26 protein-coding genes are annotated in these 25961 nt (G+C 58.8%); 9 read left to right on the forward strand and 17 right to left on the reverse strand.

All coding sequences use genetic code 11. The features are described from left to right. Positions 1–6: 6 nt before the first annotated feature. Genes POI8812_RS10530 through POI8812_RS10540 form a run of 3 tightly spaced genes read left to right on the forward strand, consistent with a single transcriptional unit; the run spans position 7 to position 1218 of the window. A complete protein-coding gene (locus POI8812_RS10530) occupies positions 7–231 on the forward strand; it encodes a hypothetical protein (protein ID WP_108782566.1) in 225 nt (74 codons plus the stop codon). After that, the gene (locus tag POI8812_RS10535; RefSeq protein WP_108782567.1) at positions 231–707 is read left to right on the forward strand and encodes a host attachment family protein; all 477 of its coding nucleotides are present in this window, start codon (positions 231–233) and stop codon (positions 705–707) included. The genes POI8812_RS10530 and POI8812_RS10535 overlap by 1 nt, the downstream gene beginning before the upstream one ends. A gap of 1 nt (position 708) precedes the next feature. Then, a complete protein-coding gene (locus tag POI8812_RS10540; protein ID WP_108782568.1) occupies positions 709–1218 on the forward strand; it encodes a pyridoxamine 5'-phosphate oxidase family protein in 510 nt (169 codons plus the stop codon). Between the two features lie 39 nt (positions 1219–1257). Here POI8812_RS10540 and POI8812_RS10545 read toward each other — a convergent pair whose 3' ends face one another. Together POI8812_RS10545 and POI8812_RS10550 are read right to left on the reverse strand one after the other, a co-directional pair. Then, positions 1258–2697 (reverse strand): UdgX family uracil-DNA binding protein, encoded by a 1440-nt coding sequence (locus tag POI8812_RS10545; protein ID WP_108782569.1) that lies wholly within the window; start codon positions 2695–2697, stop codon positions 1258–1260. Beyond that, complete coding sequence (locus tag POI8812_RS10550; RefSeq protein WP_108782570.1) at positions 2694–3941, reverse strand: putative DNA modification/repair radical SAM protein; 1248 nt, start codon at positions 3939–3941, stop codon at positions 2694–2696. Before POI8812_RS10550 ends, POI8812_RS10545 begins: the two co-directional genes overlap by 4 nt. A gap of 154 nt (positions 3942–4095) precedes the next feature. Between POI8812_RS10550 and POI8812_RS10555 the strand changes: the two genes are divergently transcribed. Beyond that, the gene (locus POI8812_RS10555; protein WP_108782571.1) at positions 4096–5112 is read left to right on the forward strand and encodes a fumarylacetoacetate hydrolase family protein; all 1017 of its coding nucleotides are present in this window, start codon (positions 4096–4098) and stop codon (positions 5110–5112) included. On the opposite strand, the gene POI8812_RS10560 is transcribed toward POI8812_RS10555, so the two are convergent. The 9 genes from POI8812_RS10560 to POI8812_RS10600 all read right to left on the reverse strand — a co-directional run bounded on the left by POI8812_RS10560 (position 5109) and on the right by POI8812_RS10600 (position 11412). Further along, complete coding sequence (locus tag POI8812_RS10560; RefSeq protein ID WP_108782572.1) at positions 5109–5972, reverse strand: PhzF family phenazine biosynthesis protein; 864 nt, start codon at positions 5970–5972, stop codon at positions 5109–5111. The two genes, POI8812_RS10555 and POI8812_RS10560, sit on opposite strands and share 4 nt — an antisense overlap. A gap of 78 nt (positions 5973–6050) precedes the next feature. Next, complete coding sequence (locus tag POI8812_RS10565; RefSeq protein ID WP_108782573.1) at positions 6051–6572, reverse strand: holin family protein; 522 nt, start codon at positions 6570–6572, stop codon at positions 6051–6053. Then, the gene (locus POI8812_RS10570) at positions 6563–7177 is read right to left on the reverse strand and encodes a holin-associated N-acetylmuramidase (protein WP_108782574.1); all 615 of its coding nucleotides are present in this window, start codon (positions 7175–7177) and stop codon (positions 6563–6565) included. Before POI8812_RS10570 ends, POI8812_RS10565 begins: the two co-directional genes overlap by 10 nt. 74 nt (positions 7178–7251) lie before the next feature. After that, a complete protein-coding gene (locus POI8812_RS10575; protein ID WP_108782575.1) occupies positions 7252–7686 on the reverse strand; it encodes a cytochrome c maturation protein CcmE in 435 nt (144 codons plus the stop codon). After that, the gene (argC, locus tag POI8812_RS10580; RefSeq protein WP_108782576.1) at positions 7683–8708 is read right to left on the reverse strand and encodes an N-acetyl-gamma-glutamyl-phosphate reductase; all 1026 of its coding nucleotides are present in this window, start codon (positions 8706–8708) and stop codon (positions 7683–7685) included. The genes POI8812_RS10575 and argC overlap by 4 nt, the downstream gene beginning before the upstream one ends. A gap of 57 nt (positions 8709–8765) precedes the next feature. Beyond that, entirely contained in the window at positions 8766–9653 is an 888-nt protein-coding gene (locus POI8812_RS10585; RefSeq protein WP_108782577.1) for a lysophospholipid acyltransferase family protein, read from the reverse strand. A 185-nt stretch (positions 9654–9838) separates the two neighbouring features. Further along, positions 9839–10360, reverse strand: a complete 522-nt coding sequence (rpsI, locus tag POI8812_RS10590) for a 30S ribosomal protein S9 (protein WP_108782578.1) — start codon at positions 10358–10360, stop codon at positions 9839–9841. 2 nt (positions 10361–10362) lie between these two features. Next, a complete protein-coding gene (rplM, locus tag POI8812_RS10595) occupies positions 10363–10827 on the reverse strand; it encodes a 50S ribosomal protein L13 (RefSeq protein ID WP_108782579.1) in 465 nt (154 codons plus the stop codon). Positions 10828–10986: 159 nt separating this feature from the next. After that, on the reverse strand, positions 10987–11412 hold the full coding sequence (locus tag POI8812_RS10600; protein WP_108782580.1) for a PaaI family thioesterase: 426 nt from the start codon (positions 11410–11412) through the stop codon (positions 10987–10989). A 49-nt stretch (positions 11413–11461) separates the two neighbouring features. On the opposite strand from POI8812_RS10600, the gene POI8812_RS10605 reads away from it, so the two are divergent. Next, on the forward strand, positions 11462–12250 hold the full coding sequence (locus POI8812_RS10605) for an enoyl-CoA hydratase (protein WP_108782581.1): 789 nt from the start codon (positions 11462–11464) through the stop codon (positions 12248–12250). Here the strand turns inward: POI8812_RS10605 and ctaA are convergent. Beyond that, positions 12247–13395: a heme A synthase gene (gene ctaA / locus POI8812_RS10610; protein WP_108782582.1), complete on the reverse strand. Its 1149-nt coding sequence runs from the start codon at positions 13393–13395 to the stop codon at positions 12247–12249. The two genes, POI8812_RS10605 and ctaA, sit on opposite strands and share 4 nt — an antisense overlap. An 87-nt stretch (positions 13396–13482) precedes the next feature. Beyond that, entirely contained in the window at positions 13483–14379 is an 897-nt protein-coding gene (locus POI8812_RS10615; protein WP_108782583.1) for a LysR substrate-binding domain-containing protein, read from the reverse strand. Positions 14380–14471: 92 nt separating this feature from the next. Here POI8812_RS10615 and POI8812_RS10620 point away from each other — a divergent pair, with 92 nt between their 5' ends. Next, the gene (locus tag POI8812_RS10620; protein WP_108782584.1) at positions 14472–15608 is read left to right on the forward strand and encodes an iron-containing alcohol dehydrogenase; all 1137 of its coding nucleotides are present in this window, start codon (positions 14472–14474) and stop codon (positions 15606–15608) included. On the opposite strand, the gene POI8812_RS10625 is transcribed toward POI8812_RS10620, so the two are convergent. From POI8812_RS10625 to POI8812_RS10635, 3 genes are all read right to left on the reverse strand, one after another. Further along, entirely contained in the window at positions 15605–16336 is a 732-nt protein-coding gene (locus tag POI8812_RS10625; protein ID WP_108782585.1) for a proteasome-type protease, read from the reverse strand. The two genes, POI8812_RS10620 and POI8812_RS10625, sit on opposite strands and share 4 nt — an antisense overlap. Before the next feature lie 160 nt (positions 16337–16496). Further along, a complete protein-coding gene (locus POI8812_RS10630; RefSeq protein WP_162844890.1) occupies positions 16497–17477 on the reverse strand; it encodes an alpha-E domain-containing protein in 981 nt (326 codons plus the stop codon). 1 nt (position 17478) lies between these two features. Next, the gene (locus POI8812_RS10635; protein ID WP_108783202.1) at positions 17479–18891 is read right to left on the reverse strand and encodes a circularly permuted type 2 ATP-grasp protein; all 1413 of its coding nucleotides are present in this window, start codon (positions 18889–18891) and stop codon (positions 17479–17481) included. Positions 18892–19016: 125 nt separating this feature from the next. On the opposite strand from POI8812_RS10635, the gene POI8812_RS10640 reads away from it, so the two are divergent. The 3 genes from POI8812_RS10640 to POI8812_RS10650 are packed head-to-tail and all read left to right on the forward strand — an operon-like array spanning position 19017 to position 25442. After that, complete coding sequence (locus POI8812_RS10640) at positions 19017–22316, forward strand: transglutaminase family protein (protein ID WP_108782587.1); 3300 nt, start codon at positions 19017–19019, stop codon at positions 22314–22316. A 26-nt stretch (positions 22317–22342) separates the two neighbouring features. Beyond that, the gene (locus POI8812_RS10645; protein ID WP_108782588.1) at positions 22343–23794 is read left to right on the forward strand and encodes an MFS transporter; all 1452 of its coding nucleotides are present in this window, start codon (positions 22343–22345) and stop codon (positions 23792–23794) included. A gap of 40 nt (positions 23795–23834) precedes the next feature. After that, entirely contained in the window at positions 23835–25442 is a 1608-nt protein-coding gene (locus POI8812_RS10650; protein WP_108782589.1) for a peptide chain release factor 3, read from the forward strand. On the opposite strand, the gene POI8812_RS10655 is transcribed toward POI8812_RS10650, so the two are convergent. Next, positions 25443–25682 (reverse strand): hypothetical protein, encoded by a 240-nt coding sequence (locus POI8812_RS10655; protein WP_108782590.1) that lies wholly within the window; start codon positions 25680–25682, stop codon positions 25443–25445. Positions 25683–25961 lie beyond the last annotated feature (279 nt).

Below are 25961 nucleotides of genomic sequence, written 5' to 3' on the forward strand. Positions count from 1 at the left end.
GCTATTATGGACGGCAAGACCCCGGCCAATGCCCCCGAAAGCAAGGGTGAGCGCGAACGGCGCCGCGATCTTGAAACCGAGCTGACTGCGAAGGGCGCTGTGAGCCAAGGCGGACGCGATGGCGGGCGCCTGGCCCGCGAGATCGGCACCGAGGACGAGCTGAAACGTGCTAAGGAACGCCCCGCCAGCGCCACGCGCGTCACGAAAGCGAATGAGCAGGAGGACGCATGATGAAAGACCTCAAGCTTAAACCGCAAACCTGGGTCGTTGTCGCAGACGGCGAAAAGGCACTCTTTCTGATCAATCGCGGCGATGCGGAGTACCCGAACCTCGACGTGTTTCGGGAAGAAGAACACGATAATCCGCCCGCCCGCGAGTGGGCCGCGAACCGGCCCGGACGCTTCAATGACGGGCCGAGCGTCCATCGATCCGCAGTTCAGGACACGGATTGGCATCAATTGGAAAAGGAACGCTTTGCCAAAGACCTCGCCGATATCCTCTATAAAAAAGCCCATGCCGGTGCATTTGATCGTCTCGTCATTGCGGCAGATCCCTCAACCTTGGGCGAGCTTCGCAAAGAACTTCATCAGGAAGTTACTGCGCGCATCGTGGCCGAGTTGGACAAAGATCTGACCAACCATCCGGTCGATGAAATCGAGAAAATGCTCACGTGGCAAAAGCCCGATACATTCGACAAGGACCTTTGACATGGCTGATCTGAAACTCGCTAAGACTGACCCGGAAAAGCAGTTCTGGGATCAGCTTGATGGCCATACGGCAGGTATGCTGGGTGTCAGCGATAGCGGCCAGCACATGCAGCCGATGTCCCATTTCATCGACCGTGATGAGAAGCGTCTTTATTTCTTTACCAGCAGGGACACCGATTTGGTGCGGGCGCTGCGTCCCGGTGCCACTGCGCATTACACCTTCGTCAATGATGGTCATGACTATCATTGCTGCATGAAAGGTGCGCTTACCATCTCGAACGATCGCGCCAAGATCGACGAGTATTGGAGCGCCGTGGTCGATGCCTGGTTCGACGGGCCAAGGGATCCACAATTGACGCTGTTGGCGCTTGATCTGCACGACGCAGCGATCTGGGCTTCAACAGGCTCAGCTGTGAAGTTCGGATGGGAAATCGCCAAGGCGAATTACAAGGACGGTCACACGCCCGATCTGGGCGAGACCAACCATATCGACTTCCTGAGGGCTGCTTAAGAGCGGCGGGGGCGATGGCCTGCAGTCATCGCCCCCTCTTTATGCGACAGGACGTCCCGCAGCCTCTGAAACCCGCTGTTTCGCTCGTTCAAGATCGCTCAGGAAAAGCTTCCACTCCTCGATTTTTTGCGACCTATCCTGCAATCGCAGCAGGTAAGACGGGTGAACTGTGACATGCACCAAGGTCTTATCATCCAAAACAAATTCCTGCCCACGGGCGGTACCAATGCGAACGGAGTGTCCCATCACGGCCCTTGCAGCACTTGCACCCAATGCAAGGATAAGGCGCGGTCGCACTAACCCGCGTTCGTTATCAAGCCACCATCGACAAGCTTCAATCTCAGACACAGACGGCGATTTATGAATGCGCCGCTTTCCCCGAACCTCGAATTTGAAATGTTTGACAGCATTGGTCAGGTAGACTGCATCCCGCTGGATGCCGACACGCGCAAAGGCCTGATCAAGCAATTGTCCCGCAGGTCCGACAAATGGTCGGCCGTCCAGATCCTCCTGATCACCGGGTTGCTCACCCACAATCATCATTGCGGCCTCTAGCGGACCGTCGCCGGCAACCGCCTGAGTTGCGTGACAATGCAACGAACACCGGTCGCATGTGCTCAACGCGCGGATCAGCCCGTCTCGCGAGGTCAGATCATCGATCCCATCGCCCCGGCCTGCGATGCGTTTACTGAGCGCAGTCGGCGCGGTCGGTGCGGCCACTTGCATGTCCTTGGCCCGACGTTCCGCACCGGCGATCATCTCGGGGATTAGCGCAGCCTCTGGCAGGTTCTTCCAATATTTCTTCGGCATCTCAGCTTGCATTGCCTTCGGCATGAGCCGGGCAGGATTGAAGATTGCTTGAAAGTAACTCTTCCATTGTTCTTCGATCACGTCTTCTTCCGGCACTTCAGAGCGCGTCCCGCCCGGCCCAAAACTCAGTTGACCATCCTCCCAGACGATCCGGGCCTCTGGCGTCACAATCGCCCAATCCATGCCCGTGAAACGATCTACAAAAAACTGCGCGGTGCGCTGTTCGATGCGATGGTAGGGTTCGAACCAAGCCGCGAAAACCTCGCGCGAACCCCGGTCCCCCAATTTTCGAAAGCGCACGAAGGCATGCATCTTGTGAAGATCGCGGCGGATCTCCTTGTCGACTTTCTTCAGCCACCGCACCTCGTCATCGACATCATTGGCCAAAAGATCCGCTTTCGTCTGTAGCCGGAACAGCAGCGCATAAAGGCGCGAGAACCTTTGCGGATCACGATGACAGACAGCGTTTCTGGCCAGATTGACGAAGCCGCGCGGCACGCGGATTTCGCCGCGCGGTGGTGGAAGCGGGTCGGACAAAGTGTCGAACAGCCCCCCCTCCCCGATCTGCCAGTTTACATCCGATGGTGCGATCGCATTGGACGCAAGCGCGCGCGCCGCCTCGCGCCATCCTGCAAAATCGACCTCGGAGCCGAGCGAAACGCGGATCAAAACAGGCTCAACTGCTGAGGTTTGGGCGCGAGTTGTGCGCGAAGGTGAAGGCTGTCCGTCAGGCCGCGCGGCTGCCAGTCCGTACAGGTAATGAATGGCTGAATCTTTCGAACGCTCTGCACAATCTTTCCCAGATCACCGAGCCTAAGCGCGCCGTGACGGCGCGCGCGGATGATCCGGTCGACGCCCCTGCTGCCCAATCCCGGAACTCGCAAAAGCATCTCACGATCTGCGCGATTGATGTCGACCGGAAACTTCTCACGCCGCTGCAACGCCCAGGCCAGCTTAGGGTCTACATCCAGATCGAGCATTCCGTTCCGCGCGCCCTCCATGATCTCCGACCGCTCGAAGCCATAGAAGCGCAACAACCAATCGGCCTGATAGAGCCGGTGTTCCCGCATCAAAGGAGGCCGGATCAACGGCAAATCCTTTGAGGCATCCGGGATAGGTGAAAAGGCGGAGTAATAGACCCGTTTCAACTTATAGCCAGAATAGAGGGTCGTCGACGTCTTGAGGATCGCACCGTCATCCGTATCGTCAGCGCCCACAATCATCTGAGTGGACTGACCGCCCGGTGCGAAACGCGGGGGACGCTTGCGATTGCGCCGCACATCCTGGCGGCTGGGTCGGGCGGCCTCCAAATGTCCTTTGACATCCGCCATCGCCTTGCGAATGCGATTTCCCGATTTTTCGGGGGCGTAGTCTTCAATCGACCGGTCTGTCGGCAACTCGATATTGATGCTCATTCGGTCGGCATAGCGTCCGGCGGCCTCGATCAATTCAGGAGAAGCCTCAGGGATGGTCTTCAGGTGGATATAGCCGCCAAAGCGATGCTCAACACGCAATCTGCGCGCAATCTCTACCATCTGTTCCATCGTGTAGTCGGAATTGCGGATAATGCCGGACGACAGAAACAAACCTTCGATATAGTTCCGCTTATAGAAGTCGAGCGTCAGCTTCACGACCTCATCCACACTGAACCGCGCACGCGCAACATTGGAACTGACGCGGTTCACGCAATACCGACAATCATAGATGCAGAAATTCGTCATCAGGATCTTCAACAGGCTGATACAGCGCCCGTCCGGCGCGTAGCTGTGACAAATTCCCGACCCTGTGGTCGATCCAATCCCGCCGGTTGCGCGTGAGTTTCGCTTGACCGAGCCCGAGGACGCGCACGATGCGTCGTATTTCGCCGCATCCGCAAGAATCTCCAGTTTTTCAATCGTATCTCGCTTAGCCATGATTGGAACATTAATAGAACATTCTGATGTATGCCAGTGGTGAGAGTGCGACAAACCGACGGGCACGGTGTAGTTTGCAACTGTCAATCAAACAGTCACTTTGACGTCGTCCCATCGATAGGCCACTGTGAAAGAAACAAAATCGGGGAAGATCATGAAGCTGGCGACGCTGCGCGACGGAACACGGGATGGGCGTCTGGTCGTCGTCTCAAATGATCTGACCCGCTGCACGGACGCAACACGAATTGCGCCCTCGCTGCAAGCGGCGCTGGACGAGTGGGATCGGATAGCACCCGATCTTGCCGCCTTGGGCAGATCCGTCGAAACAGGATCTGTCCCGGTTGAGCGTTTTCATGAGCGGAGTGCGATGGCACCCCTACCCCGCGCCTATCAATGGCTTGATGGGTCAGCTTATCTCAATCATGTCGAATTGGTGCGCAAGGCCCGTGGGGCAGAGATGCCGCAAAGCTTCTACACTGATCCTCTGATGTATCAGGGTATGTCTGATGGCTTCCTTGGCGCCCGTGATGCGCTGACCGGGCATGAAGACTGGGGCATTGACTTCGAGGGGGAAGTCGCCGTCATCACCGGTGACGTGCCCATGGGCTGCTCGCAGGCGGATGCATTGCGCCACATTCGCCTCGTGGTTCTCATCAATGATGTCAGCCTGCGCAATCTGATCCCAGCTGAATTGGGCAAGGGCTTCGGCTTTGTTCAGTCAAAGCCAGCATGCGCCGTCAGCCCGGTTGCGGTAACGCCAGAGGCACTCGGTGACGCCTGGACCGATGGGAAACTTTCAGGACCATTGCTCTGTGACCTGAATGGGGAACCGTTCGGCCGTGCCGATGCCGGGCAAGAAATGAGTTTCCACTTCGGTGAATTGATTGCCCATGCGGCAAAGACACGCAGTCTGTCTGCCGGGACGATCATCGGGTCCGGCACTGTCTCCAACAAACTCAACGGCGGACCGGGAAAGCCAGTTGCACAGGGCGGCGCAGGCTATTCCTGCATCGCTGAAATGCGCATGATCGAACAAATCGCTGATGGCAAAGCTGCCACACCCTTTCTCAGCGATGGTGACATCGTGCGCATCGAAATGAAGGATGACGAAGGCCATTCCATCTTCGGTGCCATCGAGCAGGTCGTGGAAGCCGAAAGCAGCGAAGACTAAAGGCGCAGCACTCCGCTCATCAGGACGTGTGCCTGACCTGCCACGCGAACACCCTTTATCACATCTCTCGTTCCGATCAGGCCGACCTTCGCACGCCCCGGGCGTCCCATATCGTCGCCCTGTGCCGCAACATAATCTGGGCCGTCAAGATGCCCGCGCGCCCACAGATAGGATGCGGCGCATCCTGTCGCGGACCCGGTGAACGCATCCGCAGGCGGGCCCGGCGGCGGTAGGAGCAGCCGAGCCATCGTGCCCTCGGTCGTCAAGGAAACGAGGTATGGTTCAATCATATTACCCGCTTCGCCCAGCTTTTCTTGCCATGCACGAAGCTTGCGCACATCGAGTTCAGCCTGTCCGAGAGCGTCTTGCGAAACCAGCGTGATACAAAAGCTGGACCCTGTTGAGACCATCTGAGGCTCATCCAGCAGATCAGAGGCTCTCAGCCCAAAGATCGCTGCGATCTCAGCCCTATCATGCTCTTCCATAAATGAAGGCGCGGCTTGAACCATTTCGATCCACCCAGCCTCATCAATGCTGATCGGCAATACGCCTGAGCCGACTTCGAGCGTGAACTCACAGGCTCCTTCAGGAATCATACCTCGATGCCGCAAGGATGCCACTGTGGCCACGGTCGGATGGCCTGCCATCAAGATTTCGCGATGATGCAGATAATAACGGGCCCCGAAATCCGCCTGTGTCGACGGGACAACGAAGGCGCATTCGGTCAGGCCGGTTTCTTTGGTGAAGGCCAATCGCGTTTCAACGTCGAGGGCAGCTGCATCATGCACGACAGCACAACCATTCCCGCTCAATGGACGATCGGTAAACGCATCAACCCAATCACACCGATGTTCGGACATTTCACCCTCCTCAAACTGTGTCCAAGATGACGAAGAATGCGAGCCGGGCACAACAGCTCCATTGTGCCCGGATCAATTTCAGCGGGACTGACGCCACTCCGCGATCACCGCATTTGGTTCAATGATCCCGGTCGCGTCTGGGGGGTCTGCTGCCTGTGGTTGGCTCATCGCGCGCACGCTGGCTGCAACCTGGGCAACCGCTGCGGCGCTTGGCGGCGCGGCGCGGCGGTGATGCAACTCCCGCGCCCCAAAATAGAAGCCCACCACAGCACCCATCAACCACCATAGCTGTTCAGGGATCAGGGCCAGCCCCTGCATCCGTGCCGCAAACGCCACCGGCTGCCACATCGCAAAGCCAAACAGACCCATCGTTGCGAATGCCATCGCCGGTCGCGGAATCCTGTTAATGGCATCAACAATCGCATCAAACCGGGTTCGGTTCGATTGACCAAACTCGCTCTGATATTGGGCAAGAGCAGCTACATGTTCTGCGTGCTGATGAGCCGCCTCTGCGGTGCTGTTGGCGCGAAACACTTCCGCGACACCTGCAACGGCGGTGCCAATTCCACGGGCGGCAGACCCAACTCCGATCAGCCCCATGCCGCCACCCGCGCCCTGTGTTGTGCGTCAGAAAGGTGCCAACGCGGTGCAATGAACTCCTCAGCACGGCGGATCCACCCGCCCTTGGAGCCATCGCGTGCGCGCGCAAATCGGCGACTGGCCGGCCTGCGATCCGCGAGGCGGTAATAGTAATTGCGACGCTCGACCCCATAGGCGTCAACGAGGCGAGCAACACCAACGTCATCGGCAATGCGATGTGTCGCAGCAAGGGTTAGGGGACCGAGCGCACCATCTACCGCGAGATCAGCACCAAACCCATTCAGCACCCGTTGAAGCAGCCGTATCGACTGCCCGCCCGCATTCACGTTCATATCAAAAACAGTCGGTTGCAGGGGCGTTGGTAAGCGCCCCAAACCGGATCGTTCAAAATATTCAGCCCGGAAGATGGCGCTGGCCCGCTCCATGCTGAGCGCGCGCACGTCCTCCTCATCCACATGGCCATCCGCATTCAAATCAAGGCCGAGGCGGCGCATCGTGTGTATGGTGACACCGTAATTGGTTGCGCCGCCTGGATCAGCAGGGTCGTTCACAAACCCACCTTCGCGGCGCAAAACATCCACAATCATTTCGTCGATTCTGTCCATGAATCGCCCTTCCATTAACTTTATTGAAAGGGCTCAGAATCGGCCGATCATATTGAGATGTCGTTAACTATTGGTCAGTTTGTCAGCTCGATCCCGCGTTCCGCGAATGCATCCGTAAGTTCCGCGGGCCGATACTCTTCGTCATGCTTTGCCAAAACCTCATCTGCGACGAACAGATCGCCCTCCAGATGGCCTGTCACGATTGTATCAGCGCCCTCATCGAACAGATCGGGGACGATTCCGGTGTAGGTCACGCGGATATCGTGCTGGGTGTCTGTAACGGTAAAGAAATGAACGTCGCCACGCTCCCACGACCCTTCCTTGACCAAACCACCCAATCGGATTGTCTGGCCCGCGCGTGGAGGTGTTTCGACAATCTCTGATGGCAGCCGGAAGAACTGTCCACCCTGGCCAATGCCGATAATGATGAAGACCGTTGATGCGGCGAGCAGCACCAGCCCCAAGATGACGAGGCGAACTCTGCGCGCCTTGCGCGGTGTCATGCTCATGGGAACATCGGAGCCATCATCAAGCCCTCCGTCTCTGGCAGTCCAAGCATCAGGTTGGCGTTTTGCAATGCTTGCCCCGACGATCCCTTGTTCAGATTGTCGAGTGCCGAGAACACGCGCACGCGTCCGGGCTTGCGATCAGCCACAACGCCCAGATGCACGAAGTTGGACCCCCTGACGTGACGCGTTGCAGGTGCCTCGCCCATTGGCAGGACCACGCAGAACGGCTCGTCTGCATAGCGTTCAACCAACGCGGCATGGATTGCATCTGCATCACCGCGCACATGACCTGTGCACAGGATTCCGCGATTGGCGGGCATAAGATGCGGGGTGAAGACGACCTCTACCTTTTGCCCGGCCGCCTTCGAGAATTCCTGATCAAATTCCGATGTGTGCCGGTGCACCGGCAATCCGTATGGGTGCGTCCCCTCGCTTACTTCTGAGTGCAGCATCGCTTCCTTCGCCGCACGCCCGGCACCAGAAACACCGCAAACCATGTCGAGAATGATCTCATCAGGATCAATGACGCCGGCGCTCAACAAAGGCAGCATTCCGAACATACCCGTCGCGGCGTTGCAGCCAGTTCCGGCAACCAGCCGCGCGTTCTTGATCTCATCTCGATAAAACTCGCTCAGCCCGTAGACCGCCTCATCTTGCAGATGCAGAGCGCGATGCGCATCGCCGTACCATTTTTCATAGACAGCGGGATCGCGCAGCCGAAACCCGGCGGACAGGTCGATCACCTTCACATGGTCGGGCAGCGCCGCCACAACTTCCTGCGAGGTGCCGTGCGGCAGAGCCGCAAAGGCGAGGTCGATCCCGCTCCAATCTACCTCGTCGACCTTAACCAGCGTCGGCAGGTCGAGGTGGCGCAGATGCGGGAAAACAGAAGCAATCGTTTGACCGGCCTTTCGGTCTGCGCAAAGCGCACCAATTCGGAGGCCCGGATGCGTCGCGATCAGGCGGATCAATTCCGCTCCCGTATATCCGCTTGCACCGATAATGGCGACCGAATGGGTCATTGCTCCATCTCCTTTGATCAATGGGGTTGATCTAGGCGATGAAACGGCTCGTTGCAATCAGCGCTTATGCTGTTCTTCGAACTCGTATCCGTAAGCGTAGGGATCAATCGGATCCGGGGAGAGCGAATAGGTTTGGGCGCGCAACCACTCCATCAGCACCGTGGGATCGTTCGCATAGGGTCTGATCTGGTCAGGCAGGATCGGTTGGCCAAGTGCGATCGGAACTTTTCGACCAACCCGCGCCTTGAACTCAGAGATCAGCAGCGCCATTCGCAAGGTATAGTGCAGCCTGCTCGCCCGCTGAAAGCGCCGTGAATTGGCCCCATGAAAATAAAGCGGCACAACCGTGGCCCCACTCTTCACAATCATCTTTGCCGTGAAGTTTCGCCAACGCGGATCAAGCGGCATCGCATCATCGTCGGTCGATGTTGAGACCGTGCCCCCCGGGAAAATCCCGATACATCCGCCCTGCTTGAGGTAGGAAATCGCCGCCTTGCGCGTGTCCATATTGAGCCGCTGCGCTTCTTTTGTGGGATCAAAGCTGATGGGCAATATGATGCGATTAATCTCTTCTGCTTTGTTGAAAACCTTGTGAGCCACGATGCGGAAATCCTGCCGCGTTTCACGCAGAACATGACCCAGGACCAATCCGTCCAAAATGCCGAACGGATGGTTCGAGACCACGACCAGTGGCCCGTCGCGGGGAATATCGGCCAGATCACCTGCCAAAATGTCGAGGTCCAACCCATAGCGCTGCAACATCACCGCCCAGAAGTCATGACCCTGGGCGACTTGTTGTTCATAGTCACGGGCAAGCCGGATCAGGCGCGGACGACCGGTCAGATTCTCTACTGTTCGAATGACCGCGCGACCCGCGCGCGTCTGCGCTGAGTGAGCATAGGTGATTTCGCGTGCAACCTGCCTGGCTTGGCGTCTTGCGCCCATGTCCCGAACCCTCCCGATCCACGTTGCAGATATAGACTGACGAAATTCGCCTGCTCAAGCTACCAGTTGCCGCTGCGGCAACTCTGTACATCTCTGTGGCATCTTGGGCCCGCCGCCACCGTTGAACAAAAAAAGAGCCGCACCCAGTAGGGTACGGCTCTTCCCGAAAATCTGTAAGACTGCGATCAGCGCTTGGAGAACTGGAAGCTCCGGCGTGCCTTGCGCTTACCGTATTTCTTACGCTCAACAACACGGCTGTCACGTGTCAGGAAGCCTGCCGCTTTCAGCGCGGGGCGCAGGGACGGCTCGTAAAGCGACAGCGCCTTGGAGACACCGTGGCGCACAGCACCGGCCTGACCTGAGAGACCACCGCCTTTGACAGTTGCCATCACGTCAAACTCACCTTCGACGCCCGCAACGGAGAAAGGCTGACCCAGCAGCATTTGCAGCACGGGGCGCGCGAAATACTCGTTCATCGGCTTGCCGTTGACGACGACGTTGCCTTTGCCCGGCTTCACCCAGACGCGTGCGATCGCGTCTTTACGCTTACCCGTCGCGTAGGAGCGGCCATGCTCATCACGCACAGGCTCTTTCGGGGTTGCGGATTCGGTGATCGCGTCCTGCTCGGATGCGTCCAGACCCAGCGCGGTGGTCTCACCGGCGACGGCGTCTTTCAGGCCGTCGAGCGATTTGATTTCATCAGCCATCTTCATGCGCTCCGGGTGTTTTTCTTGTTCATGGACTTCACATCCAAAACAGTCGGGTTCTGTGCTTCATGTGGGTGCTCGGCACCAGCATAGACGCGAAGGTTTGTCATCTGCTGGCGGGACAGCGGACCGCCGGGCAGCATGCGCTGCACTGCTTTGGTCACAACACGCTCAGGGAACTGACCCTCGAGCAGCTGCTCAGCCGTGCGGGACTTGATGCCGCCCGGATGGCCGGTGTGCCAGTAATAGGTCTTGTCCGCGCGCTTGTTGCCGGTCAACTGAACCTTGTCCGCATTGATGATGATGACATTGTCACCCATGTCCATGTGCGGTGTGAAAGACGCCTTGTGCTTGCCGCGCAGACGCATGGCCACGAGAGAGGCAAGACGGCCCAGAACAACGCCTTCAGCGTCGATCAGGATCCAGCTCTTCTCGATATCGGCCGGTTTGGCAGAGTAGGTTTTCATCTCTTGCAATCCGTATATCGGTTACCGTTGCCCCCAAAACGCAGGGCGCTCGGGTGGATGGCGTGGTTATACGGATAATTACGACCACTTCAATCGCATTTCATCCCAATTTACCACATTATAACAGCAGCTTAGAATTAAGGTATTATAATACCTCATCTATGACGCCTGTTTTGGAGGGATAGAATAGGTCAGCGATGCGCGCGCGACCGGTGCATCCATGCCGTCCGAGTAAAGCAACACGTCCCCAACCGCGAGCACACGACCAAGCTTATGGATCGTGACTTCAGCGATCAGATCTCCGGGCAAAGGTTTGCGCATAAAATCTATGGAGCAGTTCGTGGTGACAGTCAGCGCCTCGGGACCGATCATACCCAAAACACCAACATAAAAGGCACAGTCCACAGCGGTAAACATGGACGGCCCCGACACTGTACCACCGGGCCGTAAGTTATGCTCACCAATAAGCATCCGCACCCGCGCTCCCATCGGTCGCATCTCCTCAACCTGAAAGGCGCCATCAATCTGTGGAAAGACTTTGGCGAGAAAGCCGGAGACCTCTTCCACATCCATCTTGAGTTCCATGCGCCCTCCCGTGCAGTGTTGATCGCGAGACTGACAAAGGACCGGCCGCATGTCGATATTGATCCGCGAAGATGAACGTGGCGTCGCGACCCTGACGCTCAATCATCCTGAAAAGCTCAATCCGCTCAGCGATGCAATGCTCGCAGCGCTGCAGTCGGAATTCGACAGTTTGCAGGAAGACCGCAGCATTCGCGCGATCATTCTCAAAGGCGCCGGCAAGGCATTTTGCGCAGGTCATGACCTGAGAGAAATGACAGCCGCGCGGCAAAGCGAAGACGGCGGAGCGGCGGCTTTTCGGGACCTGTTTGATCGCTGTGCGCGCATGATGACCACCATCTCGCGCCTTCCCCAACCTGTGATTGCCCAAGTCCACGGCATCGCAACAGCAGCAGGGTGCCAACTCGTCGCATCCTGCGATATGGCACTTGCAGCAGATGGAACAAAGTTCGGTGTGAACGGCGTGAATATTGGCTTGTTCTGTTCGACCCCGATGGTTGCCCTCAGCCGGAACATTCCGCGCAAGCAGGCCTTTGAAATGCTGACAACCGGTCAGTTCATCGACGCAGGCCGGGCGGTCGAGCTTGGCTTGATCAACAGGTCTGTACCAGCTGACCAACTGACCGATGCAACCAGAGAACTCGCCGACACCGTCGCCGCCAAACTCTCCAGCGCGGTCCGAGTTGGAAAGCGCGCATTTTACGATCAGATCGACCTACCCTTGGATCAGGCCTATGCCCTGACCGGTGAAGTGATGGCACTGAACATGGCGGATCGCGATACCGAGGAAGGCATTGCAGCCTTCCTCGAAAAACGTGAGCCGGGGTGGAAAAACCCTTAAACTTCTCGCACGCTTTGAGCCTGAGGATATGCGCTTGAAAACCGCGCCCGGATGACGGCCACCCATAGCAGCACAGCGACGAACTGATGCGCGATGGCCAGTTGCCACGGCGCTGCATAGAGCACCGTGATGATGCCGAGCACGACCTGAACTGCCAATGCCAGCATCATCCAGCCATGGGCCAGCCGAACCCGGCCCAGCGCAGACTTGCGCGCGCGCAACCACAGCACGACACCAAATATCAGCACGATATAGGCAAGGATGCGGTGGTTGAACTGAACCAATCCTGCGTTCTCGAAAAAGTTCGAAAGGAAAGGCTCCATAACAAAGGAGTTGTCAGGAATGATCTGCCCGGCCATCAGCGGCCAATCCGTGAACGAGCGTCCAGCATCGATACCGGCAACCAAAGCTCCCATCAGAATTTGCAGGAACACCAAAGCAATCATGATCGCGCCAAGCCGGGCAAGGCCATGTTCGCGCACGCGGCGCGCTTGCAGCAGATCAACCTCGCTGCGCCCAAGGCGCATGACATACCATGCGATGAGGCCGAGTATCACAAAGGCCAGCCCCAGATGCGTGGCAAGTCGGTAAGAGGCAACATCCAGCATTGTGCCCTCAAGACCGCTCGACACCATCCACCAGCCGATGGCCCCCTGAAGACCGCCGAGCGCACCCAGACCCAGCAAACGGGGTGTCCAACCGGCTGGGATCTGACGGCGAAGGGCGAACCAGACGAAACCTATCGCCCAGACGAGGCCAATAAACCGTCCAAGCTGCCTGTGACCCCATTCCCACCAATAGATGAACTTGAATTCCTCCAGGCTCATTCCCCGGTTCTGCAACTGGTACTCGGGAATTTGACGGTAGAGTTCGAATTCCGCCTGCCATTGTTCCGCGTTCAGTGGCGGCACCGCCCCCGTCACCAAGTCCCACTCCGTGATGGACAGCCCGCTATCGGTCAGCCGGGTCAATCCACCAACAGCGATCATAACAACGACAAGTGCAAAGAGGATCTTTAGCCAGGCTGCAATCGCGCTGCGCGCTGCGGCCGATGCCCGCTCAGCGGCGCCGGGCTTCGCGCGCGCCGGGGTTGCAGCCTCCTGCTGGCTGACATCTTCAAAGATCGAACGGGGTTTGGTGGCCATGCGGCGCCTCCGACTTTCATGTTGGGCATGAGATAGCGGTGTGTCGGTCCCGCTGCAAGAAACTGCGCCCGCGCCCGGTTGCCGCGTCTAGTGCGGCGCAAGCAGCCAACGATGGAGATGCTGAGCCGCCGGTGACGTGACACCTTCCCGCCGGTAGCCCAGATAGTACCCGAAACCGGACGTCTCTATGCGCAAGCCGAGCGGCACCAAATGACCCGCGCGGATCTGCGGCTGCAAAAGATCCAAAGATCCCAGTAACACACCCTCTCCCGCCAAAGCGGCCTCAACCGCCAAGACATAGCTCGTGAAGACACGCTGCATTTGCGGCACATCCCGAAGCCCTGCCCGGCGAAGCCAGGCAGAAAGCGTAATCCACTGCGGCCGAACCTGACGGTAGTCGAGCAATGGCAGGCGTGCGATGTCCTCAAGTGTCATTGCTTCTCGATCTGGCCTAGCCAGTGTTGGAGCTGCCACGGGGATCAATCGCTCTTCAAACAATGGTGTCAGCACCCAATCGGGATGCTCGCCCTGCGAGTAGATAATCGTAAGGTCGTTGTTGGTGTGCGCCACCTCCGCCAGACTGTCCGTGCTCAGCACATGAACCGGCCCTGCGCCCTCTTCTTGCGCAAAGCTGCGCAGACGCGGCGCCAACCAGAGATGAGACACCGAAACACTGGCGGCTATACTGACCGGAGCAGCCCTCGTTACACCGCGCAGCTCAGAAAGGTCTGCCTCAAGGTAATCCAGCGCCGCCCCCACCTGAAGCGAGAGCCGCCGCCCTGCCCCCGTCAGCGACACACGACGACCAGCGCGCTCGAACAGCGCCATGCCCAGATCATGCTCAAGCGCCTGTATGCGCCTGGACACGGCAGCCTGTGTCACAAGCAGTTCGCGTGCTGCGTCTGAGAAGCTGCCATGCCGTGCCGCCGCCTCAAACACGCGAAGCGCATCCAGTGACTTGGGAAGGGAGGGTCGGAATTGCATGAGAAAAACGTATGATTAAGCCGAAGAATTTGTGGAGTTTATCGTCCCTGCGCCACACTGCAATGTTCTGATGTCATAAGCAGGAGCGCGATATGAGTTACGATATGGGCTTTGTTCCCCCTGCGCTGTTCGGGCCCGGACGTCTGGTCGAAGTGCCGTCGCGGGCAAAAACGCTCGGAGCACGTACCGCACTCATAATCGCCGATCCGTTTTTGGCCGATGCCGGATTGCTGGATCCACTGACCGCGGGGCTCAAAGCCGAGGGGCTCGACGTTGACCTGTTCACCGAGTTCAGTGGAGAGCCCAAGACAACCCACGTCACAGCGGCCGCCCGCCGCGCGGATTCGGTCGATCTGGTGATCGGCATAGGGGGCGGATCAGCTCTAGATATCGCGAAGTCGGCAGCCTCAATCGCTGCGCCAGATGCGGACGCCCTCGACTACGCGGTTGGAGGCAAGCCATTGGCAGCCCGCCGTCCACGACTGGCAATCATGATCCCAACGACAGCGGGAACTGGATCGGAGAGCTCTGCCACCAACATACTCAGCGATCCGGACGGGAATAAGCGCTGGATCTGGGGGCACGTCACAAAACCCGATCTTATCGTGCTGGATCCCGAATTGACGGTCAGCCTGCCGCCCGCGCTGACGGCATGGACAGGGATGGACGCGCTGGTCCATGCCTTCGAGGCCTCGACAAATCGTCGTACAAATCCCGGCGGACAGCTACATGGTCATCACGCGCTGCAATTGGTTGCCCGCGCGCTTCCACAAGCTGTCGCAACGCCGACGGATATCGAGGCGCGCGGCGCACTGATGCTCGGATCTTTCCACGCCGGAATTGCCATCGACAACTGCAACTGCGCCATTGCTCACAATATCAGCCATGCGATGGCAAGTTTTGGCCCAGTCCACCATGGCCTCGCGACAGCGCTGGCGTTTGAGGCCACGTTGCCCTGGCTGGTCACGCAGGACACGGCTGAGCTTCGTGCAGCCGCTACAGCGCTGGATTGTTCGCTGACGAATCTTCCTCAGCGCATCACCGCGCTGATGGATGCCTGCAATATTGTTCGGGCGCTGCCCGAGACCTGTCAGATCCCTGGGTCGCAGGCCCTCGCGGCTGCCATGACACGCGAACCCAATCTGGGCATCCTCGAGGTCACGGTTGGAGCCCCGGATGCGCAGGCAATGGCCCGCGCCGTGTTCGAGCTTTTGGGCGAAACCGCCTAAACCGGGATCTGCACCATCTCGTCAAAGGACCGCCGCAGGGCGGCAGACCATGCATCCGAAAGGGCCGCGAAATTCTCGTCCCCCTCTTCGATGCGTCGCAGTTGATCGAAGCTCACATCATCCGTGCGCATCACTGCAAGATCGAGCGGCATGCCCACAGACAGGTTAGAGCGCAGGGTGGAATCCATCGACAGGAAGCATGCCGTCAGCCCCATCTGAAGTGGGGTCGAAGGATCGATCACCCGGTCTAGGATCGGCTTGCCGTATTTATGCTCCCCAATCTGGAAATACGGCGTGTCTGCGGTCGCCTCGATAAAGTTGCCCGCGGAATAGACCATGAACAGGCGCATATCACCGCCCGCCCGCTGCCCCGCCACAACGATTGAGCTTGCCGAGCTTTCACCCGCGGCGGTCAATCCGGGACCATAACGACCCATCACGATGCGCATTGCATCACCGACGATCTCTGCCACGCGGAACATCGTCGGCGCGGTGAACAACGTTTCGATTCCATCCTCGGGATGTTCGATGTTCTCTTCGAGTAGACTTACAACGGCCTGTGTGATCGCAAGGTTGCCCGCCGTCATCAATGTGATGACCCGATCGCCCGGTGCCTGCCACGTAAACATCTTCTTGTATTTAGAGATTGAGTCGATGCCCGCATTTGTGCGGGTGTCCGACAGGCAGATAATGCCCTCATTCAATTTCAGGGCGACGCAGTAAGTCACAGCAAAAGCTCCATTTCAGGCTTGGCTGGACCTGATGTGTTTTTCGTCGAGATCGCAAGGCCAATTTGCGCAGATCACGAACTCCGCGCGGTCCCGCACAGTTCCGCTGCAGAACGGACAACGCAGCCCAACGTTGTGGCGCATGGAAAACGGGCGCGTGTTACTGGGCCTGCATTTCCTGCATCATCGGTTCAGGACCGTTAAAGCCGTAAGCGTCGCCAATTTGCATGCCCAGCGCATTGGTTTGCTCGATCATCATGGTGAGCCATTCGTGCAAGCCATGGGCGATGATCGTCTCAACCGTGGCGTTTTCCAGTTGTGTTCCCAGGTGCTCCGCCTGACGCCGCGCGTCATCCTGAAGTGCCGTCTGACCACCAATATCATGCAAGCTCGCCACAATCTGCTGATAGCAACACATAAGTGAACGCGGGCTTGCTGCATTGAGGACGAGGAAGTGGACAACAGCCTGAGGCGTCACGGTCTCACGATAGGTCCATCGGAAGGCCCGCAGGGAATTGGCCGCCCGCAGCAACTGCACCCATTGCATGTGGTCGAGACCGCCGCCCACATCCTGTGCCGAGGGCAGCAAGACGTGGAACTTCACATCGACAAGACGGGCGGTCGCATCGGCCCGCTCAATGTTCTGTCCCAACTGGATGAAACTGTAGCCGCAATCGCGAAGCATTGAGGCCTCGACTGCTCCGGTAAACAGAAAGCCCTGCTCCTTCACCCACTCCAGAAAGGCCGCAAGCTTGCCACCGGTTACCATGCGCATGTCTTTTCGCTTCATTTCGGACCATGCACCATTCAGCACGTCCCAGACCTCACGCGTGATCGCGATACGCATGGCACGGGCATTTTCCCGCGCGGCTTTAAGGCAGCAGTGGATCGACGATGGATTCTCGGGATCGAAGATCAGGTGTTCGGCCACCTGCTCCATTGTCGCGGATTGCAGGTCATGCGGAAATGTCTCCCGACAGCCGCTTGCGATGACGATGCTTTCCCATTCCGACGCGCGCCCCTGATCCGAGTTCGGGATGGAGTCCATCCTGCGACCTGCATCCAGAAGACGGGCGATATTTCCAGCGCGTTCGATATAGCGCGACATCCAGAACAGGCCATTTGCGGTTCTACTCAGCATCTTACACGCCCCCCGCATTCAGGACCCAGGTGTCCTTTACCCCACCACCCTGAGAGGAGTTCACGACGAGCGATCCCTCCTTCAGCGCAACACGGGTCAACCCGCCCGGGATCAGCCTGGTCTCGGTCCCCGAAATCACAAAGGGCCGCAAATCGACGTGCCGCGGCGCCAGCCCCTGCTCCACAAGAACGGGCGATGTTGACAGGGCAAGCGTGGGCTGCGCGATGAAACCTGCCGGATCAGCCTCGATCCGCTTGCGATAATCCTCAATCTCCTGCGCGGTGGCTTTCGGACCGATCAACATCCCATAGCCGCCCGATCCGTGAACTTCCTTGGCGACCAGATCACCCAGATTTTCAAGGACATATTTCAGCTCATCCTCCCGACCGCAGCGCCAGGTGGGCACATTTGGCAGGATCGCTTTCTCGCCCAGATAGAATTCCACCATCTCGGGCACATAGGTATAAATCGCCTTGTCATCCGCCACGCCCGACCCCGGCGCATTCACAATCGTGACGCCACCCGCCTTGTAGGCATCAATGATCCCCGGCACCCCCAGCATGGATTCCGGATTGAAGACCTTGGGATCGAGGAAAGCATCATCAATGCGGCGATAAAGCACGTCGATCCGCTTCGGCCCGTACACCGTCCGCATGTAGAGCCGATCGCCCTCAACAAACAAATCCTGCCCCTCGACGAGTTCGACACCCATAAGGTCGGCGAGGAACGTGTGTTCGTAGTAGGCAGAGTTGAAATGGCCCGGCGTCATGATCGCCATTGTCGGCTCATCTTCGCACATAGGTGGCGCGACACTGGCCATCGCCTCGGCCAGCATATCCCCATAGTGATCGACGGGGCGGACCCGGCCCGACCGGAACAACTCCGGGAACATGCGGCTCATCACCTCCCGGTTCTCAAGAACGTAAGAGATGCCGGAGGGCGTACGGCAATTATCTTCAAGCACGAAGGCCTCATCCGGCGCGGTCCGCACAAGATCAACGCCGCAAATGTGAGAGAATATGCCCCCGGGCGGTGTGAAGCCCTTCATTACGGGCTCATAGGCCTCGTTCTGATCGACCATTTCGGCAGGAACGATGCCGGCCTTGATGATTTCCCGATCATTGTAGACGTCTGTCAGAAAAGCGTTGAGCGCGCGCGTGCGCTGGATTGATCCGGCCTCTATCCGCTCCCACTCATCCGCCCCGAAGATGCGGGGCACCATGTCGAAGGGGATCAGGCGCTCTGGATCGCCCCCCTCGCCATAAACGGCAAAGGTGATTCCAATCCGCTTGAACAGCGCCTCGGCTTCTTCGCGTTTTTCATTCAGAGCATCAGGTCCGTTCGCCGCAAGCCAGTCAGCGACGATGCGATATTCTGGTCGCACCTCGTCGCCATCATACATTTCGTTGAACATGATACCCTTTCCGGTGGATTTTTCCGTCGGTTGCGTCAGCATTGGGTTTCAAGACTGATACATTTTGTCCAAATGTGAAGGGCAATTGCCGAAAAAACTGCCCATTGGGCAGAATTGGAGAAAAAATGAGCATCAAGATCGCACTGACCCACCGGACGAGCTATCGCTATGACCGGCCGATCCAGCTCAACCCGCATGTGGTCCGGCTTCGACCCGCACCGCACGCCAGAACGCCGGTGCTGAGCTACAGCTTGAAGATCACTCCGGAAGATCACTTTCTGAACTGGCAGCAGGACGCGTTTTCCAATTGGCAGGCCCGGCTCGTTTTCCCCGAAAAGACACGTGAATTCACGGTAGAGGTGCAGGTCATCGCGGACATGATCGCGATCAACCCGTTCGACTTCTTCCTCGAAGAATACGCCAGCGATGTGCCGTTCACCTATCCCGCAACTTTGCGCAAGGAATTGTCGATCTTCCGGCGCCAGCCACGCCAAACCAAGACGTTCCACCGCTATCTTGAAGCCGCCCCACAACCCGTGGACATGGCCACCAATGATTGGCTGGTCGCGCTCAACCAATACGTTCAGGAAACCATCGACTATACCGTCCGGATGGAGCCGGGAGTTCAGGATCCCAAGACCACAATCGTGAAAGCGCTGGGGTCCTGCCGGGACAGCGCCTGGCTGCTGGTCAACATGCTGCGTGAGTTCGGGTACGCGGCGCGATTTGTCTCTGGCTACCTCGTCCAGCTCAAATCGGATCAAAAGGCGATTGATGGCCCAAGTGGACCGGAAGAGGATTTCACCGATCTGCACGCATGGTGTGAGGTTTATCTGCCCGGGGCTGGCTGGGTTGGCCTAGATCCGACCTCTGGCCTCTTTGCGGGAGAAGGCCATATCCCGCTGGCCTGCACGCCGCTGCCCTCTTCTGCCGCACCCATCTCTGGCAGTCTGGAGAAAGCCGAGGTCGACTTTGACTTTGACATGCGCGTCGACCGGATTGAAGAACCCCCACGCGTCACCGCCCCGATCGCAGATCCGCAATGGGCCGCGCTCAATCGCGCGGGTCAGGCTGTAGATGCGAAGATGAAGGCCGCGGATATGCGTCTGACGATGGGAGGTGAGCCCACCTTTGTCAGCGCTTACGACCGCGACGCAGATGAATGGACGACAGGGGCGGTCGGTCCGACCAAGCGGGCAAAGGCCGATGAGCTGATCCGCCGTTTCCGCGACCGCTTCGCTCCGGGCGGTATGCTGCACTACGGTCAGGGCAAATGGTATCCGGGTGAGCAGCTCCCCCGCTGGGCCTTCTCGCTCTATTGGCGGGGTGATGGTGCACCGCTGTGGAAAAACGAAGCGCTGGTCGCGAAAGAAGGCGCGCAAGGGGCCTCCATCGAAGACGCCGAAGCCTTCATGTCGACCCTCTGTGACACTTTAGAGGTGGAACAAGACCTCGCCGCACCAACATTCGAAGATCCCGTCGCCTTCGCAATGCGAGAACAAGACCTGCCCGACAACGTGACGGCAGTTGAGAACAAGCTCGACGATCCGCAGGAACGACAGCGCCTTGCCAAAGTGTTCGAGCGTGGCTTGAACAAGCCAACAGCCTACGTGCTGCCGCTGCAATTGGCGCAAGCAGGCGACCGCCGGCGCTTCCGCTGGCGCTCCGAGAAGTGGAAAACCCGGCGTGGCAAGCTGTTCCTCGCCCCCGGCGACAGCCCGGCGGGGTTCCGTCTGCCCCTTGGTGCGTTAGAGCATATCGACAAGGCTCAACGTGTCATGCAGACGCCCTTCCAGCGCGATCCTATGGCCCGGCCCGGACCGCTTCCGCAAACAGCGGGCGGGCGGGCTGTGAGCGCGGCATCAGAAGAGCCGTCGGATGATTGGATGGCCGCCCATGTCTGGTTCACCGAAAATGACCAACCGGTTCGCACGGCTCTGACCGTTGAGCCGCGCGACGGAAAAATCTGTGTCTTCCTGCCGCCAACCGGGTCGGCAGATGAATATATCGACCTGATCACTGCGGTTGAGGAAGCCGCAGAGGCGCTGGAACAACCTGTCCATATCGAAGGGTACGAGCCACCCCGAGACCCGCGGGTCAACATGATCGGTGTCACACCCGATCCCGGCGTGATCGAGATCAACATACACCCCACCACCGACTGGGACACGCAAACCGCCGTGTTCGACACGCTCTATGAAGAGGCACGGGCCATTGGTCTCGATGCGTCTTCCTTCATGGTCGATGGACGACCGACCGGATCAGGTGGCGGAAATCATATCGTTGTGGGCGGCGCATCGCCTTCTGACAGTCCATTCCTGCGCAGGCCCGATCTGCTCGGATCAGTGGTGCGGTACTGGCAGCGGCATCCGTCGCTCAGTTATCTGTTCTCCGGCATGTTCATCGGGCCGACCTCGCAGGCACCACGTCTGGATGAAGCGCGTCACGACAGCCTTTACGAGATGGAGATTGCCCTTAAGGAGGTCGAACGGGCCGGGCAGCATGTGCCCCCATGGCTGGTAGACAGGATTTTCCGCCACCTCCTCACCGACCTTACCGGCAACACCCACCGGGCCGAGATCTGCATTGATAAGCTCTTCTCCCCGGACGGACCGACGGGGCGGCTGGGCCTTGTAGAGTTTCGGGGCTTCGAAATGCCGCCTCATCAGCGGATGGCATCGGCACAGGCCCTGATTATTCGCGCATTGCTCGCCTGGTTCTGGGAGACGCCCTACAAGCAACCTTTGAAACCATGGGGGACCCATCTGCATGATAGGTTCCTATTGCCGCACCATTGCGCGGCGGATTTCCACAAAGTGCTTGAAGATCTTTCCCAAGCGCACGGCCAATTCTTTGATCCCGCCTGGTTTGCGGCACAGATCGACTTCCGTTTTCCCATCGCGGGCGTGACCCGGATCGAAGGGCAAACCCTCGAACTACGCTCCGCCATCGAACCCTGGAATGTCCTGGGTGAGGAAAGCACTGGCGGCGGCACGGCACGTTTTGTCGACAGCTCCGTCGAGCGGCTTCAGGTCAAAGTCACCGATGCGGACCCGCGCTACACCCTGACCTGCAACGGCTATGCGCTGCCGATGGAGCAGGTTGAGGATGGTGTACAGGTGGCAGGCGTCCGCTTCCGCTCCTGGCAACCGTGGAGCGCGCTGCACCCGACCATTCCAGCCCATGGGCCGCTGGTGTTCGATATGTGGGATGCGGTCGCAGGTCGTTCTGTTGGGGGCTGTACCTATCACGTGCACCATCCGGGGGGTCGTGCCCACGAAACCCGTCCGATCAACGCGTTGGAGGCCGAAGGGCGCCGCATTGCCCGCTTCGAGGCTGGTGGTCATTCCCAAAATCTGACTGCGCCGAAATATCTGGGCGTGCATCCAGCCTTTCCGCGCACTCTGGATTTCAGGCGCATTTAAGCCGCGATCCTACCCGAAGGTGAAATATGCCCTCTGACCAGACGTTCTGCCCAGCACCTCGCCGTAAGTTCGTCTTGTTCAGCGCCATTCTGGCGAGCGCAATGGGGTTCATTGACGGCTCTGTCGTGTCCATCGCCATCCCGGCGATCCGAACGGACCTCTCAGCCAGCCTGGTCGAGGTCCAGTGGATCAACAATGCTTATATGCTGGCGCTCTCCGCGCTGATCCTCGTCGGAGGCGCTGCGGGCGACCGGTTTGGCGTCGTTCGGGTGTTCATCTGGGGAATAGGCTTGTTTGTCGCCGCATCGCTGCTCTGCGCTGTTGCTCCCGGTGCAGACAGTCTGATCATAGCGCGCGGTCTTCAGGGGATAGGTGCGGCCATTATGGTGCCCGGCAGTCTCGCCCTGATTTCCAAAAGCTACCCACGGGCGGAACGCGGCAAGGCGATCGGAATTTGGGCGGCAGCCTCTGCCATCACGACAGCGGCCGGTCCGATCATCGGAGGCATCCTTCTGAGCATCGGCGATGCGAGCATCTGGCGCGTGATCTTCTTCATCAACCTGCCATTGGGCGCACTATGCCTTTGGATGCTGATCACCCGAGTGCCGCGTGACACGCCGCGCGCAGGCGGCAGGCTGGATTGGCCGGGCGCGATTCTGGCAACGCTGGCGCTTGGTGCGGTCGCATGGGGCTTCACCGGTGCAGGGGGTGAGCATGGCGGCGGCGCGACGTTCGCGCACATCGCACTCTGGGCGGGCGGCGGGCTCGCCATCCTGCTGGCATTCATCTGGTGGGAAACACGTGCACCCCACCCCATGATGCCACTCCATCTCTTTGCGATGCCGGGATTTGGAGCAGCCAATCTGGTGACGTTCGCGGTCTATTTTGCCCTCGCCGCGACCATGTTCTACGTCCCAATGATCCTGATCGCGGTTTGGGAAATCCCGGAATGGCAGGTCACGTTGCTGTTCGTTCCACTGACACTCTTCATCGCTCCGCTATCAGGACCAGTTGGCGCGCTCGCCGACCGAATTGGAACAGCTCCGCCCATCGGACTTGGATGTTTTTGTGTCGCGTGCGCCTATGCCAGCCTCGCCCTAGGTCTGGATTGGATGCAGTTCTGGGGCCACGTGCTTCCATCCATGGGACTGATGGGCTTTGGGATGGCGCTGATTGTGGCGCCCCTTTCCGCTGCGGTCATGGGCGCTGTGGAAGATCAGGACAGTGGCGCTGCATCTGGCGTTAACAATGCGATCAGCCGCGTGGCAGGGCTGATCGCTGTGGCTGCGATGGGCGGTGTTGGCGCCACACTCTTCGTGAACGCAGGCGGTACGCAGGGGGCCTTTGGCGAAGCAGGCGCAAATCTTGCTGCAAGCAACGCCGGATTGGCTGGCATTGTATGGGTTACCGCCGCCCTCAGTGCTATTGCAGCAGCGATCGCACTCACCCGCCTGCGTTGGGGACCTGCCGCACCATAGGCTCTGGTCCTTGCCCTCGGCCCCCGCTATATCGCCCCACATGTTAGATCGCGCTCACAACAAAATGGATTTGCCTGCCGAGATTGCCCGGCGGCGCACATTCGCCATCATCTCGCACCCCGATGCGGGCAAGACGACACTGACCGAGAAATTCCTCCTCTATGGTGGTGCGATCCAGATGGCGGGACAGGTGCGCGCCAAAGGGGAGGCGCGGCGCACACGCTCGGACTTCATGCAGATGGAAAAAGATCGCGGCATCTCTGTCTCGGCCTCTGCCATGTCGTTCGAGTTCGCGGACTACTGGTTCAATCTGGTGGACACGCCGGGCCACTCCGATTTCTCCGAAGATACCTATCGCACGCTGACGGCCGTTGATGCAGCTGTGATGGTGATTGATGGTGCCAAGGGTGTGGAAAGCCAGACACAGAAGCTCTTTGAAGTCTGCCGGATGCGCGACCTGCCGATCCTGACCTTCTGTAACAAGATGGACCGCGAAAGCCGTGACACGTTCGAGATCATCGACGAAATCCAGGAAAACCTTGCCATCGACGTGACGCCAGCAAGCTGGCCCATCGGTGTTGGGCGCGACTTCTTGGGCTGTTACGACATGCTCAACGATCGGCTCGAACTGATGGACCGTGCAGACCGGAACACTGTTGCCGAAAGCGTTTCCATCAACGGTCTCGACGATCCCAAATTGGCCGAGCACATTCCCGCCGACCTGCTGGAGAAGCTCGTGGAAGAGGTCGAGATGGTGCGAGAGCTCATGCCCGCCTTCGACCAGCAGGCCTTCCTTGACGGCACCCTGACGCCAATCTGGTTCGGCTCGGCCATCAACTCCTTCGGCGTTCAGGAACTGATGCGCGGCATTGGCGATTTCGGACCTGAGCCGCAGGTGCGTCCGGCGGAACCGCGCCAGGTCTCCCCGGATGAAAAGAAGGTCGCAGGCTTCGTGTTCAAGGTGCAGGCCAATATGGACCCAAAGCACCGCGACCGCGTGGCTTTCGTGCGGCTCTGCTCGGGTCACTTCAAGCGCGGCATGAAGGTTCATCATGTCCGTACAAAAAAACCGATGGCGGTCAGCAACCCGGTACTCTTCCTCGCCTCCGACCGTGAGTTGGCAGAGGAGGCATGGGCCGGTGATATCATCGGTATCCCAAACCACGGGCAATTGCGCATCGGCGACGCCCTGACAGAAGGCGAAGATCTGCGCTTCACCGGCATCCCGTCCTTCGCGCCAGAGCTATTGCAATCCGTACGCGCTGGCGACCCGATGAAGGCCAAGCATCTCGACAAGGCCCTTCAGCAATTTGCCGAAGAGGGTGCAGCGAAGATCTTCAAGCCGATGATCGGCTCAGGTGCGATTGTTGGCGTCGTCGGTCAGTTGCAATTCGAGGTATTGGCCAGCCGGATCGAGATGGAATATGGCCTGCCGGTTCGTTTCGAGCCGACACAGTTTACATCTGCTCGCTGGGTCTCAGGCCCGCAAGGTGAGATTGATCGGTTCGCAAACACCAACAAGGGACACATGGCCACCGATCATGATGGTGACCATGTGTTCTTGACCCGTTTGCAGTGGGACATCGACCGCGTGGCGCGGGATTGGCCGGAGCTGAAACTCACCTCTACCAAAGAAATGCTGTCCTGATCAACTTCCGTGGCGACCTTGTGCAACTTGCGAGACAAGGTCGCTGCGCGCCATCTCCATACGGCGTAAGGAACGCCACTTGAGGAAGGCAATAAGGATCGCACCCAACATAATGCCGACGCCGCCCCCGGGGCTGAGCAGAAGCAGCAAAAACTCCCGCATCAACGTCGGTTCTTGGTCCAGGCCGAGCCATTCGACATAGCCGGACGTGCCTGCCAATCCGTTTGCTTCACCGCTCATGCTGCACCCCCGCTGCTGCGATCCCGGCGTTGAGCACGCACCGCGCGCAGCTCTGCCGCTGAGAGTTTCACTCGCTTGGACGACGCGGATCCCTTTCGAGTCCCTCGTTCCTTAGGTTTGTTCGATTTCGGCAACGCCAAGAGCCCGAATATCACCAGTGATACGACCAGCCCCGTCACAAATTGGAACGGGAATGTGTCGGGCACCGCAATCGCAAATTCAAGCGCGCGCTCGCCAAATGTGAGGGGGACTTCGTCTTCCATGTGTCAGCCTGTCAAT

The organism is Pontivivens insulae, assembly GCF_900302495.1.
GTDB classification, from domain to species: Bacteria; Pseudomonadota; Alphaproteobacteria; order Rhodobacterales; family Rhodobacteraceae; genus Pontivivens; species Pontivivens insulae.

Excerpts from the sequence above, each read along its gene's own strand:
- POI8812_RS10540 (WP_108782568.1), top strand. The coding sequence starts at position 709 with ATGGCTGATCTGAAACTCGCTAAGACTGACCCGGAAAAGCAGTTCTGG.
- POI8812_RS10645 (WP_108782588.1), top strand. The coding sequence starts at position 22,343 with ATGCCCTCTGACCAGACGTTCTGCCCAGCACCTCGCCGTAAGTTCGTC.
- POI8812_RS10650 (WP_108782589.1), top strand. The coding sequence starts at position 23,835 with ATGTTAGATCGCGCTCACAACAAAATGGATTTGCCTGCCGAGATTGCC.
- POI8812_RS10560 (WP_108782572.1), bottom strand. The coding sequence starts at position 5,972 with ATGTCCGAACATCGGTGTGATTGGGTTGATGCGTTTACCGATCGTCCA.
- POI8812_RS10585 (WP_108782577.1), bottom strand. The coding sequence starts at position 9,653 with ATGGGCGCAAGACGCCAAGCCAGGCAGGTTGCACGCGAAATCACCTAT.
- POI8812_RS10600 (WP_108782580.1), bottom strand. The coding sequence starts at position 11,412 with ATGGAACTCAAGATGGATGTGGAAGAGGTCTCCGGCTTTCTCGCCAAA.
- rpsI (WP_108782578.1), bottom strand. The coding sequence starts at position 10,360 with ATGGCTGATGAAATCAAATCGCTCGACGGCCTGAAAGACGCCGTCGCC.
- POI8812_RS10620 (WP_108782584.1), top strand. The coding sequence starts at position 14,472 with ATGAGTTACGATATGGGCTTTGTTCCCCCTGCGCTGTTCGGGCCCGGA.
- ctaA (WP_108782582.1), bottom strand. The coding sequence starts at position 13,395 with ATGGCCACCAAACCCCGTTCGATCTTTGAAGATGTCAGCCAGCAGGAG.
- POI8812_RS10655 (WP_108782590.1), bottom strand. The coding sequence starts at position 25,682 with ATGAGCGGTGAAGCAAACGGATTGGCAGGCACGTCCGGCTATGTCGAA.
- POI8812_RS10555 (WP_108782571.1), top strand. The coding sequence starts at position 4,096 with ATGAAGCTGGCGACGCTGCGCGACGGAACACGGGATGGGCGTCTGGTC.
- POI8812_RS10550 (WP_108782570.1), bottom strand. The coding sequence starts at position 3,941 with ATGGCTAAGCGAGATACGATTGAAAAACTGGAGATTCTTGCGGATGCG.
- POI8812_RS10565 (WP_108782573.1), bottom strand. The coding sequence starts at position 6,572 with ATGGGGCTGATCGGAGTTGGGTCTGCCGCCCGTGGAATTGGCACCGCC.
- POI8812_RS10630 (WP_162844890.1), bottom strand. The coding sequence starts at position 17,477 with ATGCTGAGTAGAACCGCAAATGGCCTGTTCTGGATGTCGCGCTATATC.
- POI8812_RS10535 (WP_108782567.1), top strand. The coding sequence starts at position 231 with ATGAAAGACCTCAAGCTTAAACCGCAAACCTGGGTCGTTGTCGCAGAC.
- POI8812_RS10635 (WP_108783202.1), bottom strand. The coding sequence starts at position 18,891 with ATGTTCAACGAAATGTATGATGGCGACGAGGTGCGACCAGAATATCGC.
- argC (WP_108782576.1), bottom strand. The coding sequence starts at position 8,708 with ATGACCCATTCGGTCGCCATTATCGGTGCAAGCGGATATACGGGAGCG.
- POI8812_RS10570 (WP_108782574.1), bottom strand. The coding sequence starts at position 7,177 with ATGGACAGAATCGACGAAATGATTGTGGATGTTTTGCGCCGCGAAGGT.
- POI8812_RS10640 (WP_108782587.1), top strand. The coding sequence starts at position 19,017 with ATGAGCATCAAGATCGCACTGACCCACCGGACGAGCTATCGCTATGAC.
- POI8812_RS10605 (WP_108782581.1), top strand. The coding sequence starts at position 11,462 with ATGTCGATATTGATCCGCGAAGATGAACGTGGCGTCGCGACCCTGACG.
- POI8812_RS10575 (WP_108782575.1), bottom strand. The coding sequence starts at position 7,686 with ATGAGCATGACACCGCGCAAGGCGCGCAGAGTTCGCCTCGTCATCTTG.
- POI8812_RS10530 (WP_108782566.1), top strand. The coding sequence starts at position 7 with ATGGACGGCAAGACCCCGGCCAATGCCCCCGAAAGCAAGGGTGAGCGC.
- rplM (WP_108782579.1), bottom strand. The coding sequence starts at position 10,827 with ATGAAAACCTACTCTGCCAAACCGGCCGATATCGAGAAGAGCTGGATC.
- POI8812_RS10615 (WP_108782583.1), bottom strand. The coding sequence starts at position 14,379 with ATGCAATTCCGACCCTCCCTTCCCAAGTCACTGGATGCGCTTCGCGTG.